This window comes from Oceanihabitans sp. IOP_32 (assembly GCF_009498295.1).
In the GTDB taxonomy this organism is placed as follows: Bacteria; Bacteroidota; Bacteroidia; order Flavobacteriales; family Flavobacteriaceae; genus Wocania; species Wocania indica.
On sequence record NZ_CP040813.1, the window covers coordinates 1279264 to 1293672 of the forward strand.

The window sequence follows — 14409 nt, forward strand, 5'->3', positions numbered from 1 at the left end:
TGTTTAAAATTTATACTTTAACTGTAATCCTACATTGATTCCTTTTTTATAGTTTGAAATATCTTTTCCGTTAGGTGATGTAACTGTAATATCGCCTTGTGTTGTTTCTCTTATATATTTTACATTAGGATTTAAAAGGTTTTTTGCAGCAACATTAATTTCAAATTTGTCGCCCAATTTGTTGTTAAGAATAAAGTCTAAAGTTGGTATGCCTTTTTCGATTACATCTCCTAATTGTCCAGAGCCTAAAGCATCAATTCTATCTGAAAAGTATGAGAAGGATAAGGTGACGTTAGGTTTATAATTTTCAAAATATTTTGGAGCGTAGTTAAGATCTGCGTTTACTATAAGTGGCGATGCGCCTTGTAATGCGGCGTTATTATTTATAAAACTTACGTTAAAATTGCTGCCCACAATGGCTTTATATAAATCCTGTTGGGTATACATATAAGTGGCATTTAAACCCATAGATAATTCAGACTCATCGTTTTTATTAGCGATTAGGTTTTTTCTAATTTCTGCTTCAACACCATATATTTGCGCTTTTTCTCCTGTTCTAAAATAGCGCTGTGTTCCTGTGGCATCAAAAGCGACCACTTGATTTATGGGGTCTTTAATCTGTTTGTAGAATGCTCCGATCGAAATTAATTCTGATGCTGTTACAAACCATTCATATTTAAAATCGAGGTTTAAAATTTTAGAATACGATACATCTTTTACATTGGTGTAGGTTTCTCCTGCTTGGTGTCCTAATAGGTCTGGATTACCACCAATACGCTGCGAAACACTTTCGTAAACAAAAGGTGCAACCTCCTTAAATTCTGGTAGAGACATCGTTTGACTCGCAGAGAAACGCAAGTTTTGGTTCTGGGCTAAAGCGTGTTTAAGACTTAAGCTTGGGAGTAGCAATACACTTGAAGCTTCAATGTTATCGATGCCATTAACGCCTAGGTTAATCACATCGTATTCAATATATTGTTTAAAAGATTCGATGCGAACGCCAGGTACAATTAACCATTTTTCATTCAGATTAATTTCAGTATTCAAATAACCTGCGTAGATATCTAGTTTTCCTTTATAGGTGTTTTCGACCAATCCAGGTCTGTTGGTGTTGCCAAGATTGGGGTACGGTTTTATGACTTTAATTTCGTAATCACCTTGATTATCAATTAAGTTTAAATTATCTAAAGAAAAAATTTGGTTTAGATTATTAACGTTATCAATACCGTTATTGTCAATAATATCATAGCCATATCTCACGTTATTAAAACGCCGCGCTTTGGTTCTTGCATGATAGCCAAGATTAATTTTTATTTTTTCTGAAGGTTTATAGGCTATATTTAAACGACCGTTTAATTCTTCATCTTGAATGTCTTGAAAGTAACGTTGGTTATCAAAATCTACATTGCTATAAAAAACAGGATTTGTGCTTGCATCATTATCTAAAGCAAAATGATAATTCTCAAAGCTTAAACGTTTTCTATCGGGTTCGTGCGCATTAACAAGGTTGTGCCCAAATCTCCATTCTAAAGCCAAATTTTCGAAATTATGAGATCCTATAAGTTGGTTGACGTAAATAAGATTTTGATTAAATTGAATGTTTTGCTGATAAAAGCCTTTATCGGTATTTATAATAGCATCTCGGTTTCGCCCATGGCCATCAATACCAAAATACCCCACTTTATCTGAGGCGCTATTTACAAAAAGCGAGTTAAATTTAAGGGTGTTTCTAGTATCTATTCTGTAAATAATAGATGCCATGGCGGCAGTGGTGGTACCGTACTCAAAGGCTTCAGCATGGTCGAAAGCTTTTTTCTCAACATTGGTATAATCTATTGAAACGCCTTTTCTGTATTGGTAATCGTTTTTAAACGCAGCCGTAGCATAAAAACTAAGTTTGGCGCCATTTGTAAAATTGAACGAGGTGCCAAAAGCACCACCAAAACTTGTGTTTATTGGAGTGCCAGCATTAACAGGGTCGAATCCGTGCGATATAATAACTGAAAATGGATGGTGAGCATATCGATTATAAAATCCGAAATGTCCCGTACCTTCGCTTCTTATAAAATCTTTCCCTATAGCATTGGTGTTTATTTCTGAGCCCATTTCTAAATCAAAAAAACCAGAACCGGTATAATTTTTAGAGGAAATATCTATATTGCCAGCAGCAAAATCGGCGTAAAATTTTGAAGCATACGCTTTACTTATAGATACATTTTCAATAACAGATGATGTAAATACATCTAAATCGATATTCTTTTTACTCACATTGTTGGATGGTAAGGATAAACCATTCATGGTAGTATTTAAATACCTATCTCCCAAACCGCGCACATACACATTACTAGAGCCTTCTTGCTTTGACACACCGGAAATTTTAGCAACTGCGCCAGCCGCATCGCTAACACCTTTTCTCGATAATTCTTGGGCGCCAATACTTTGTTTAATTTCTATTGCCTTTTTTTGCTCTAAAAGCAGTGAGGTTTCTCTTTCCCGATTTGTAGTGGTCGTAATAAGGACTTCATCTAAAGCAGCAGCACTGGCTTCCATAATAATATTTAGTTCTGCCGTTTTTCCAGAGATTACATCAACTTTAATTTCCTGTGTTTTGTAACCCACAAAACTAAAAACCAAGGTGTGACTTCCCGATTTCAAGTTTTTTAAAACAAATACACCATCAAAGTCTGATGTGGTGCCATGGGTTGTTCCTTTAATTAAAATATTGGCAAATGCTAAAGGCGCGTTATTAAATTGCTTATCTATAAGTTTACCAGTAACTATACCCGTGTCTTGAGCGGATAAAAACATTCCTGTAAGTATTAAAAACAGAACTGTTATTTGTTGCTTGCGTTTCTTTAAATTCATACCACAAAGAAAGCTAGCTTATGTAAAGGAGAGGTTAACTCAAGATTAAACAACGGTAATAAAACCGTTATGTTAATGTTATGACATATTATTTTAAAAGCCACTTTCAAAACAATTTGTTAACATAGCGGCTTTAGCTTAATAATTTGAAGGACTTCTTTTTTTTGAGAATTTTCTATTTATCCATTACACTATCGCAAGCGCTCTAAAATTTGTGATATTTTTTCAGAATCTGAAAAGGCTTCGGTAGTTTCATCAAAAAAAGCCAAGCTTTGCATAGACACTTTTGGGGTTTCAATGACTGGTTTTATTGTGGTGGCCGAACAGTGAATTTCATTAAAACCAGCTGTTTTAAACGCTTTTGCATTTTCCGCATGGATACCTCCCCCAGGTAATATTATAATTCTGTTTTTAGCCCGTTCATTTAATTGTGTGAGTAAATCTAGGCCTAATAATGCGCTAGTTTCTTGTCCGGATGTTAACACCCGATTTACACCCAAACTCGCTAGTTCCTCTAAAGCATCTTCGGGAGTTATAACCCAATCAAAAGCACGATGAAATGTAAACGCCATGGGTTTTGCCAATTCTACCAAAACCTTTGTGCGCTCAACATCTATAGTGTTATTTTTATTTAAAACTCCAGAAACCACCCCATGGCACCCTAAGGCTTTACATTGCGCAATATCACTTTTCATAATCTCAAATTCATCATCAGAATAGGTGAAATTTCCACTTCGAGGGCGTATTAAAACAAATACAGGAATTTTAAGTGTTGTTATCACTTTTTTAATTAAACCAAAACTGGGTGTTATACCGCCAACCGCTAACTCGGCACAGAGTTCAATGCGATGTGCTCCCGATTTTTCGGCGTTAATTGCCGAGCGATAAGAATTAGCACAAATTTCTACTTTCATTTTTAAACTATTAGAAAGCTAAATGTAGCAAAAAATCATGAAAACCAATTTAAAACCCAAGAAACATGTGTTGGTTTGCCTTAATGAAACAGGACTGCGTTTTCTATACATCAAACCCTGTAATGTTCGTAAATTTTTGACTCTATTTTTACCTAATTTACTTATCTTGCTAGCTCTTAAATTTGTAAAATGAACTGGGAACAACTACTATCTTTAAAACGCTATGGCGACACCAATAAACGGATAAGAAAAGAACAAGACGAAACACGATTGGGCTTTGAAGTAGATTACGACCGCATTATTTTTTCATCAGAATTTAGAAGTCTTCAAGACAAAACTCAGGTTATTCCGCTGTCTGAAACCGATTTTGTACATACCCGTTTAACACATAGCTTAGAAGTAAGTGTGGTAGGGCGATCTATTGGCAGGCGTGTTGGGCAGAAATTATTAGAAAAACACCCGCATTTACAACGTGTACACGGCTACCAAACGAATGATTTTGGCGCTATTGTTGCCGCTGCAGCCTTAGCCCACGATATTGGCAACCCGCCTTTTGGTCATTCTGGAGAGAAAGCGATTGGAGAATTTTTTAAAACTGGTAAAGGGAAAGCCTTTAAACCCGAGCTTAGCGCCAAAGAGTATCAAGATTTATGTGATTTCGAAGGCAATGCTAACGGATTTAAAATTTTAACCCAAGACAGGCAAGGCCGAAAAGGTGGTTTGCGTTTAAGCTATGCCACACTTGGTGCCTTTACTAAATATCCGAAGGAGTCTCTACCAAAACATCCTACCAACCATATTGCACACAAAAAATACGGCTTTTTTCAGAGTGAAAAAGAGCGATTTAAGCAAGTTGCAGAAGAACTTGGCTTGCTAAAAACAGAGGGAAACGACATGAGTTATTCTCGACATCCTCTAGCCTTTTTAGTTGAAGCTGCCGACGATATTTGCTACACCATAATCGATTTTGAAGACGGTATAAATCTTGGCTTGATTCAAGAAGAATACGCGCTAGAATACCTCTCTAAAATTATTAGAGACACCATAAAACCCGAAAGTTACTACGGGCTTTCAACTAAAGAAGACCGCATAGGGTATTTACGTGCCCTCGCCATTGGCACACTTATTAACGAAGCTGTCGAAATATTTATGGCCCATGAGGACGCTATTTTAAAAGGTGAATTTGATTGCGCCTTATTAGATAAAAGTAAATACAACGCCCAAATAAAAGATATTATTAAAATAAGTGTTGATAACATTTATCAATCTAACGAGGTTATCGATAAAGAGATTGTGGGCTATGGGGTTATAAACACCTTATTAGACACTTACACAAATGCAGTAAACAACACCTTTAACAAAACCGATTCTAATTACGATGCACTTATTTTAAGGGCCTTACCGGTTAGCGTTAAAACAAATACATCTAGCTTATACCAACGTTTAATGAGTGTGTGCCATCATGTATCTCTGCTCTCCGACAGTAAAGCTATTTTGGATTATAAAAAGATAAAAGGGATTGAATTTTGAGCTCATAACTTTAATAAAAGTTTCTAAACTATGACTGAATAAAACCTTTAATACCAATTTAGTTTTGAAATGTCGTATTATTAATTTGAATTATTTTTTGTTCAGATGATATAGAAATCGCAGATTCACGAACTCGTTATTTTACTATAATATGGGCGTGAGCTAAAATCAAAGCATAGCCTGAGTTATGGTTTTATTTTATACCGAAATATGGGCGAAAAAGAACTGCGAAGCACATCATGAACACCTATTTATAAAATAGAAAAATGTGAGTAAACGAATTATATGCGGCATGACATGGCTAATTTGGTATAAATTTTATACTTTCTATCTTATAGGAATTTGTTTGCTCCTCATTTAAACCTCAATAAATTGGATGCATTCTAGAAGTTTTTGAATGGTTTTATTGGGTTCATGCTTTCTCCAATGTAGGTACAAATCTATTGTTTCGTCTAACTCAATAAATCTTAAGTTTTGAGTGTTTGCCATTTTAAACGAAAGCGGCAGAATAGAAATTCCCAATTCTTTAGATACCAGATTTAAAATCATTCCTCCAAAATCAGATTCAATAATGGTTTTTGGTTCAAAATCATATTTGGTGAAAAAGTTTCTTAAAAGTGAGGCAAAAAATGTGTTTTGATGCAAACCCGAAATAATAAATTTTTCGTCTCTTAGCGCGTTTAAATTGTGTATTGATGTTTCATCTAACCAATGATTATCGGGCACAACTAAACATATAGGTTCTGAAGATAATTTTAAGGAATCAATGTTTCTATTTTTTATCTCATCTCTACTAAATGCGATATCGGTTTGATAGCTGAGTAATAATTTTTCATGATTCTCATCAATGGGCTCGGTGAGCTCAAATTTAAGTTCTGGCAATTCAGCATTTAAAAGTTCCAAAAGTTTTGGCAAAAATTTAAAAGCAATTGAGCCTGGATAGGTAATTGACACTTGACCAGAAACGCCTTCTTCAATTTTTTTTGCCTGCCTGTGAATTTGATCGAGCTCTTTTAAAACAAGGGACCATTTATTTTTAAGAAATTTACCCGCATCAGTAAGTTTTACATTGCGCTTATCTCTTTCAAAAAGTTGAACGCCTAGTTCTTCTTCTAGCGATTGAATTTGCCTGCTTAACGTAGATTGGGATATGAATAGCTTTTCGGCTGCTCTCCAAAAATGCAATTCATTAGCCAGACTTAAAAAATGTTTGATTTGTAGCGTATTCATAATTAGTGTCTGGTCGGAAACAGACGGTTTTTATAATTTGAATTATTTTTGATGTCATTTTTGTTTAGTTTTTATGAGTTGATGCCTTAGCATCAAGCGATTAAAAATAAACTGGGAGGACGCAAAAAGAAACAAATTTAATTTTGCTGTGTTTCCGTCCAGACACTAACTAATGCATTTTACGCATTAGTTGACCAAAACTATGTATTATTTAATTGACATCAAAACCTTTTATTTGCAATCTAGTTTTATTTAATACTAAACAGAAGAAGATATGGGCATCGAGAATTTTATGACCTTCATATTAACGGCTATGCTTTTTGTAATGACACCTGGTATTGATACTATGTTTGTCTTAAACAAATCTATTGGTCAAGGAAGAAAATCTGGTATTTATGCTACACTAGGTATAAATACCGGTGTTTTAACTCATGCTTTATTTGGAGCTGTTGGGCTCTCTGTTTTAATCGCTAAATCTGCTTTTGCCTTTACAGGTATTAAATATGCCGGTGCTATTTATATAATTTATATGGGTTTTATAAAGCTTAAAGCGAAATACGAGCTTTTACCAGAAGCCGAGATAGGTAAACAGAAAACTAAAAGCGATTTTTGGTCGGGGTTTTTAACCAATACATTAAATCCGAAAGTTGCATTATTCTTTTTGGCTTTTTTCCCTCAATTTATTACTCCAGAACAGCTTCATAACCCGATGCCATTTATAATTCTAGGCCTCACATTTTCCCTAATTGGGATGGCTTGGTACTTAAGCCTCACTCTAATGGCCAGTACTTTTTTTGAAAAAATCAAGCACCATCCAAAACTGGGTTTATGGGTGAATAAATTTAGTGGTTTAGCCTTTATTTTAATGGGCTTGTATATTGGTTTAATACCAATTTAATTTTGAAATGTCGTATTATTAATTTGAATTATATTTTGTTCAGATGAGATAGAAATCGCAGATTCACGAACTCGTAATTATAAAATAATATGGGCGTGAGCTAAAATCAAAGCATAGCCGTAGCTATGGTTTGATTTTATACCGAAATATGGGCAAAAAAGAAACCAATTATATGCGACATGACATGGTTAATTTGGTATAATATAGCGCTTAAGTGTTATTTAGCATATTTTGAAGCCACTTAAGCCTCGGTTATAGAGGTCAACATGTCTAAAAACACCTTTACCAAATACTGGGCATCTAAACCAACAGACGCCTGCAATTCAGGAACACTGCCATGCTCTATAAAAGCATCTGGTATGCCCAGAACCTTAATAGTGTTTTTATACTGATTGGTCGCTGCAAACTCTAAAATACCCGAACCAAAACCGCCAACAACCGTAGCATCTTCAACAGTTACGATAAGTTTGTAAGATTTAAAAATAGAATTTAATAAGTTTTCATCTAGAGGTTTTACAAAGCGCATATCGTAATGCGAAATAGCGTCTTTATCCTCAACCAAATCCAAAGCTTGAGAGACATTCTTAGCGATACTCCCTACACTTAAAACAGCCAGTTTAGTTCCTTGTTTAAGCTGTTCACCTACACCTATTTTTAGGGCTTTAAAAGGCTGCTTCCAGTTTAAGGTTATGCCACGGCCACGTGGGTATCGAATCGCAATAGGTCTATCTAATCCAAGTTGCGCGGTGTACATGATGTTACGCAATTCAAGCTCGTTTCGAGGTGCAAAAATAACAAGATTAGGAATGCATCGTAAATAGGCTAAATCGAAAACACCATGATGCGTTGCGCCATCTTCACCTACCAAACCAGCACGGTCTAAACAAAAAATAACCGGTAGTTTTTGCAAAGCTACATCGTGTATAATCTGGTCGTACGCCCGTTGTAAAAATGTGGAGTAAATATTACAAAATGGCACTAGGCCTTGTGTGGCCATACCAGCTGCGAGTGTTACGGCATGTTGTTCTGCAATCCCAACATCGAAAGCACGTTCGGGAATTTCTTGCATCATGTATTTTAACGAGCTTCCTGTGGGCATGGCTGGTGTAATACCCACAATATTTTTGTTTTTGTTTGCCAGCTCTACAATAGTGTGCCCAAAAACATCCTGATATTTTGGTGGTTCTTGACTAGAACCCAATCTTGTAATTAGTTCTCCTGTAACCGCATTAAATTTTCCAGGTGCATGGTATTTCACTTGGTCTTCTTCGGCTTGTTTTAAACCTTTACCTTTAGTGGTAATAACATGCAAAAACTTAGGCCCTTTAACGGTTTTTAAACGTTTTAATTCTGAAATCACAGCGTTAATATCATGCCCATCTATAGGTCCTGAATAATCGAAATTTAAAGCCTCAAATATATTGTCTTGTTTTTGTGTGCCTTTTTTAACGTTTGTTAAGTACATTTTTAAAGCCCCAACGCTAGGATCGATTCCAATGGCATTATCATTTAAAACAACCAGCAAATTCGCATTGACAACTCCGGCGTGATTTAAGCCCTCGAATGCCATCCCTCCAGCAATACTGGCATCGCCAATAACAGCGATATGCTGTTTATCTTCACCTTTTAATTGTGAGGCAATCGCCATCCCTAAAGCAGCCGAGATGGAGGTTGAGGCATGACCCACACCAAAAGTATCGTATTCACTTTCGTCACGGTTGGGAAATCCGCTTATACCATTAAGTTGCCTATTGGTTTCAAACGTATCTTTCCTTCCTGTTAAAATTTTGTGCCCATAGGCCTGATGCCCAACATCCCAAACAAGCTGATCTTTGGGTGTATTAAACACATAGTGCAAGGCAATAGTGAGTTCGACAACACCCAAGCTCGCACCCAAATGCCCTTCTTTGGTCGCAATAATATTAATGATGAATTCGCGCAATTCTTTAGCAAGTTGCGGTAAGTCTTCTGGCCTTAAAAGACGAAGTTGTGCTGGGGAATCGATATGATTTAAAAAGCTTTTCATTTATATACAAATGTAGCATTTGAAATTGTATTTTTGTACTATGTTACAACCTTTTGACGATAATTATTTTATGAAAAAAGCACTTCAGGAAGCTGAAACTGCTTTTGAAAAAGGCGAAATCCCCGTGGGCGCTATAATTGTTATTGATAACAAAATTATAGCTCGTGGCCATAACCTTACCGAAACCTTAACCGATGTTACCGCCCATGCCGAAATGCAAGCTATTACTGCTGCTGCGAATTATTTGGGAGGCAAATACCTTCAAAAATGCACGTTGTATGTCACTCTAGAACCTTGCCAAATGTGTGCTGGAGCTTTGTATTGGAGTCAGATTTCTAATATTGTTTATGGTGCAAGAGATATGGAGCGTGGCTGTATAAATTTAAACACAAAACTGCATCCTAAAACCACTATAAAAGGTGGTGTTTTAGCTGATGAGGCTTCTGACTTATTAAAACGTTTTTTTATTGAAAAACGGAATTTGAATTGATTGAATGCTTCAATTATTCTTGCAGACTTATACCAATTTAACCATATTATGTCGTAATAAATAGCTTCTTTTTTGCTTACTTTTCATCAAAAATAATTACCGTAACGTTGCTATGCTATTTATTTTTCATTTCAATTAATCAAAAAATAATTCAATTTATTGACACGACATTACAAAGTTAAATTGGTATTAATTATTATATCGTGAACTTTTTGCGTTAGGGATTGTAATGGAAATCCTTTTTTGAGGCACGAAAAAAAGATTGTATTGAAAAGCCCGACCTTTAGGTAACCTGCCAACTAGCAGGCTTGCGCCCAAATTAAAAAATCAACTTTTTTTATCCTCTTGATTTTCGCGCATTTTATCAAGATTTTCTTTGGTAAGCATATAGTCTTTTAAGTTTTTATCTTTCCAATGGCGATAAGAAAATAACGGAAAAACAACAAAAAACAAACCCATTACACCAAAACCAATGAGTTTTTCAGAGTATATGGAGTCTAAAAAAAGACCAGTTAAAATAGATCCAGAGGTTATTAAAAACAGTATGAGAATTAGATATTTCATAAAAAATTACTATTAAATATACCAAACTAGCCCGAGACTTTAAGCCGTAAAGTTAATTAATTGCGCTCTGTAGGCCGACAGTAGTTTTGATTTGGAAATATAACCAAAATATTTTCCTTCTTTAATTACAGGTAAATTCCAAGCGCCACTGGTTTTAAATTTATGCATAATAACCTGCATAGAGTCCAGATTATAATCAATTACACCCACATCGGCCCGCATTAGGCTTGCAGCGTCAACCGTATCGTAAAACTCTCTATTAAACATAATATGCCTTATGTCATCGAGTCGTACAACACCCAAAAACTCATGCTTATCGTTTACTACAGGAAAATGATTACGCGAAGATTTAGCAACTGCCGCATTTACTATTTCGCCCAATTTCATATCGGGTTTTAAAATTATAAAATTGGTTTCAATAACTTTATCAATATCTAAGACCATTAAAATATTTTGATCTTTATCATGGGTCATAAGTTCGCCACGCTGGGCAAGTCTTAAGGTATAAACAGAATGCGACACGTAGTACTTTGTAATAGCAAAAGAAGTGGCAGACACAATCATTAACGGTACGAACAGCTCATAACCTCCAGTAATTTCGGCTATAAGGAAAATGGCAGTTAGTGGTGCATGTAACACACCAGCCATTAAGCCCGTCATTCCAATTAAGGTAAAATTAGATTCTGATATGTGAAACCCTAGGCCAATATTATTTACAATCTTGGCATAAACATGACCCAAAGCACTACCCATAACTAGGGTTGGGATAAAAATACCACCTACGCCACCTGCGCCAAAAGTAGTGGTCATGGCCACAGCCTTAAAGATAGCAATACCCAGTAATAAAATGATAACCACCCAAACGTTAGACAAATCTAAATTAAACGGTGTTTTACCTATTGCTGCTATATGATCGCCTTTTAAAAGGTTATTTATAATACCATAGCCTTCTCCGTAAAGTGGTGGTATAAAATAAAGCAAAACACCAATAGCCAGACCACCAATAAGTAGTCTTTTCGCACGACTTTCAAATTGATTAAAAAAGTTCGTTATGGCAAAGAATACTTTAGAAAAATATACAGAAGCTAAGGCGGTAACTAAACCGAAAATGGCGTAGAATACGATGTCGTTAATTTCAAATTTGTCTAACAATTCAAACCGAAGTAAAACATCGGTTCCTAAAAACATATAAGATGTGATAACAGCCGATACTGATGCCAATAATAAGGGCACCAAAGACACCAAAGCGATTTCTAAGCTAAACACTTCTATGGCGAAAATAATAGCCGCAATAGGGGCTTGAAACATAGACGACATGGCACCGGCAACAGCGCAACCAATTAATAACATTCTGGTTTTGGTATTCATGTGAAACAAACGCGCCGCATTAGAACCCAAGGCGGCTCCTACGCTAACCGCAGGCCCTTGCAAACCCACAGAGCCCCCAAAACCAGCCGTTAAAGGCGCCGTAATTAAGGCTGCATAAATATTGTATCTAGGAATTATGCCATCTAATTTTGAAATAGCATATAAGGTGGAAGAAATACCGTGACCAATGTGTTTTTTAAGCCATATTTGTTTGATAACATAAACTAGAAATAGCCCAATAATGGGAAAAATAAAATACAGCGAATTCTGGTAATCGTTAAAGAAATCCAATTCGAAAAGCAGCTGGATGTAGTGCACAAAGTTTTTTAATAACACGGTTCCCATGCCCGCTAAAAACCCCACTAAAATACTAAGTATATAAACAAACTGCCGCTCGGAGATATATTTGTATTTCCAAATTAAGAATTTCCGCAATATATTTTTACTGGTAGCGCGCATTTTATAAATCTACTAAAAAATCCTGCGATTTGCAGGATTTTAAATGGTTATGATTTTATATTAAGTTTTAGGCTTAATTCTTTAAGTTGTGTTTCGTCTAGCGGAGCAGGTGCATCGATCATAACATCGCGTCCCGAATTATTTTTTGGGAAAGCGATAAAATCTCTAATAGTTTCTTGTCCGCCTAAAATAGCCACCAATCTATCTAATCCAAAGGCTATACCGCCGTGAGGTGGTGCGCCATACTCAAAAGCATCCATTAAAAAGCCAAATTGCGCTTTCGCCTCTTCTTCAGAAAATCCTAAATGCTTCAACATAATGGCTTGTGTGGCTTTATCGTGAATACGAATAGAACCACCACCAATTTCATTGCCATTTAACACCAAATCGTAAGCATTGGCTTTTACTTCGCCTGGTTTAGAATCTAATAATTCGATTTGCCCCGGTTTTGGTGAGGTAAACGGATGGTGCATGGCGTGGTAACGGCCAGTTTCTTCATCTAATTCTAACAAAGGAAAATCGATTACCCAAAGCGGTGCAAATACTTTAGGGTCTCTTAGTCCTAAACGCTCTGCCAATTCCATACGCAAAGCACTAAGCTGCGCACGCACTTTATGGGTTTCGCCAGAAAGCACACAAATTAAATCGCCTGCTTTAGCACCAGTAACTTCGGCCCATTTTGCTAAATCGTCTTGATCGTAAAATTTATCGACTGACGATTTATAAGTACCATCTTCATTACAACGGCAATAAATCATACCCAAAGCACCAACTTGAGGTCGCTTCACCCAATCTACTAATTTATCTATCTCTTTTCTGGTATAGCTATTTCCTCCAGGAACTGCAATACCAACAACCAACTCGGCATCATTAAAAATACCAAATTCCTTGTGCTGCGCTACTGCGTTTAGTTCGCCAAATTCCATCCCGAAACGAATGTCTGGTTTATCGTTGCCGTATAAACGCATCGCATCGTCATACTGCATACGTGGAAATTTATCTACCTCAACCCCATTTACTTCTTTTAATAAATGACGGGTTAAACCTTCAAAAGCATTTAGAATATCTTCTTGATTTACAAAGGCCATTTCACAATCTATTTGCGTGAATTCTGGCTGCCTGTCGGCACGTAAATCTTCGTCTCTAAAACATTTTACAATCTGGAAATATTTATCCATGCCCCCAACCATGAGCAATTGCTTGAATGTTTGCGGCGACTGCGGAAGCGCATAAAACTCACCCACATTCATACGCGAAGGCACCACAAAATCACGTGCACCCTCTGGAGTAGATTTAATTAAATACGGAGTTTCTACTTCAATAAAACCTTCTTCCGACAAGTAATTGCGAACTTCTTGAGCCACTTTAGCTCTAAAAATCAAACTGTTTTTTACGGGATTACGACGAATATCTAAATAACGATATTTCATTCTTATATCTTCACCGCCATCGGTTTTATCTTCAATAGTAAATGGTGGTAATTTGGCCTCGTTTAACACAGTTAATTCTGAAACCAAAATCTCAATGTCGCCAGTTGGCATATTCGGGTTTTTCGAAGCACGCTCGATTACCGTTCCTTTAACTTGAATTACAAATTCGCGACCTAAATTTTGAGCTTGCTCGATTAAAGCCTTAGAACTGCGTTCCTCATCGAAAACCAATTGAGTAATACCGTAGCGGTCTCGTAAATCTACCCATACAATAAACCCCTTATCTCGAGATTTTTGAACCCAACCAGATAGGGTCACTTCCGTATTTATGTGCGAGGCGTTTAATTCGCCACAATTATGACTTCTATACATCTTAATAAAATTGAAGTGCAAATTTAGTTAAATAGTATGGAGTTCAAATTATTTTGACAGTCTTTTTAAAGGGTTCTCATGCTTTAGTAGAATAACTTATAATTAGCACTTGTTTACTTCTTGTAAGCATGTGAAGAATGTGAGTATTATCATATCATGTTCTTAGTTCGTGTAAGCTTTTATCCCACTAAAATCAGTTCCGTAAAAGGTAAATTCTCAATATTTTAAAAAACTGTTTCATCAACTTATTAACATAATATTTT

General features: G+C 36.0%; 10 protein-coding genes. 3 read left to right on the forward strand and 7 right to left on the reverse strand.

Annotated features, from left to right (window positions below; translation table 11 throughout):
- Positions 1-3 precede the first annotated feature (3 nt).
- Positions 4-2865, reverse strand: coding sequence for a TonB-dependent receptor (locus tag FEZ18_RS05335; RefSeq protein ID WP_228122880.1), 2862 nt, complete (start codon positions 2863-2865; stop codon positions 4-6).
- Between the two features lie 191 nt (positions 2866-3056).
- A complete protein-coding gene (locus FEZ18_RS05340; protein ID WP_153267353.1) occupies positions 3057-3779 on the reverse strand; it encodes a copper homeostasis protein CutC in 723 nt (240 codons plus the stop codon).
- Between the two features lie 189 nt (positions 3780-3968).
- Here FEZ18_RS05340 and FEZ18_RS05345 point away from each other — a divergent pair, with 189 nt between their 5' ends.
- A complete protein-coding gene (locus tag FEZ18_RS05345) occupies positions 3969-5309 on the forward strand; it encodes a deoxyguanosinetriphosphate triphosphohydrolase (RefSeq protein ID WP_153267354.1) in 1341 nt (446 codons plus the stop codon).
- 357 nt (positions 5310-5666) lie between these two features.
- Here FEZ18_RS05345 and FEZ18_RS05350 read toward each other — a convergent pair whose 3' ends face one another.
- The gene (locus FEZ18_RS05350) at positions 5667-6539 is read right to left on the reverse strand and encodes a LysR family transcriptional regulator (RefSeq protein WP_153267355.1); all 873 of its coding nucleotides are present in this window, start codon (positions 6537-6539) and stop codon (positions 5667-5669) included.
- A gap of 274 nt (positions 6540-6813) precedes the next feature.
- On the opposite strand from FEZ18_RS05350, the gene FEZ18_RS05355 reads away from it, so the two are divergent.
- Positions 6814-7437: a LysE family translocator gene (locus tag FEZ18_RS05355; protein WP_153267356.1), complete on the forward strand. Its 624-nt coding sequence runs from the start codon at positions 6814-6816 to the stop codon at positions 7435-7437.
- Positions 7438-7678: 241 nt separating this feature from the next.
- Here FEZ18_RS05355 and dxs read toward each other — a convergent pair whose 3' ends face one another.
- A complete protein-coding gene (dxs, locus tag FEZ18_RS05360) occupies positions 7679-9463 on the reverse strand; it encodes a 1-deoxy-D-xylulose-5-phosphate synthase (protein ID WP_153267357.1) in 1785 nt (594 codons plus the stop codon).
- Positions 9464-9503: 40 nt separating this feature from the next.
- On the opposite strand from dxs, the gene FEZ18_RS05365 reads away from it, so the two are divergent.
- A complete protein-coding gene (locus FEZ18_RS05365) occupies positions 9504-9953 on the forward strand; it encodes a nucleoside deaminase (protein ID WP_153267358.1) in 450 nt (149 codons plus the stop codon).
- Between the two features lie 327 nt (positions 9954-10280).
- Here FEZ18_RS05365 and FEZ18_RS05370 read toward each other — a convergent pair whose 3' ends face one another.
- The 3 genes from FEZ18_RS05370 to aspS are packed head-to-tail and all read right to left on the reverse strand — an operon-like array spanning position 10281 to position 14146.
- On the reverse strand, positions 10281-10517 hold the full coding sequence (locus tag FEZ18_RS05370) for a hypothetical protein (RefSeq protein ID WP_153267359.1): 237 nt from the start codon (positions 10515-10517) through the stop codon (positions 10281-10283).
- 39 nt (positions 10518-10556) lie between these two features.
- Positions 10557-12344, reverse strand: a complete 1788-nt coding sequence (locus tag FEZ18_RS05375; RefSeq protein ID WP_153267360.1) for a chloride channel protein — start codon at positions 12342-12344, stop codon at positions 10557-10559.
- A 47-nt stretch (positions 12345-12391) separates the two neighbouring features.
- Positions 12392-14146, reverse strand: coding sequence for an aspartate--tRNA ligase (gene aspS / locus FEZ18_RS05380; protein ID WP_153267361.1), 1755 nt, complete (start codon positions 14144-14146; stop codon positions 12392-12394).
- Positions 14147-14409: the final 263 nt, after the last annotated feature.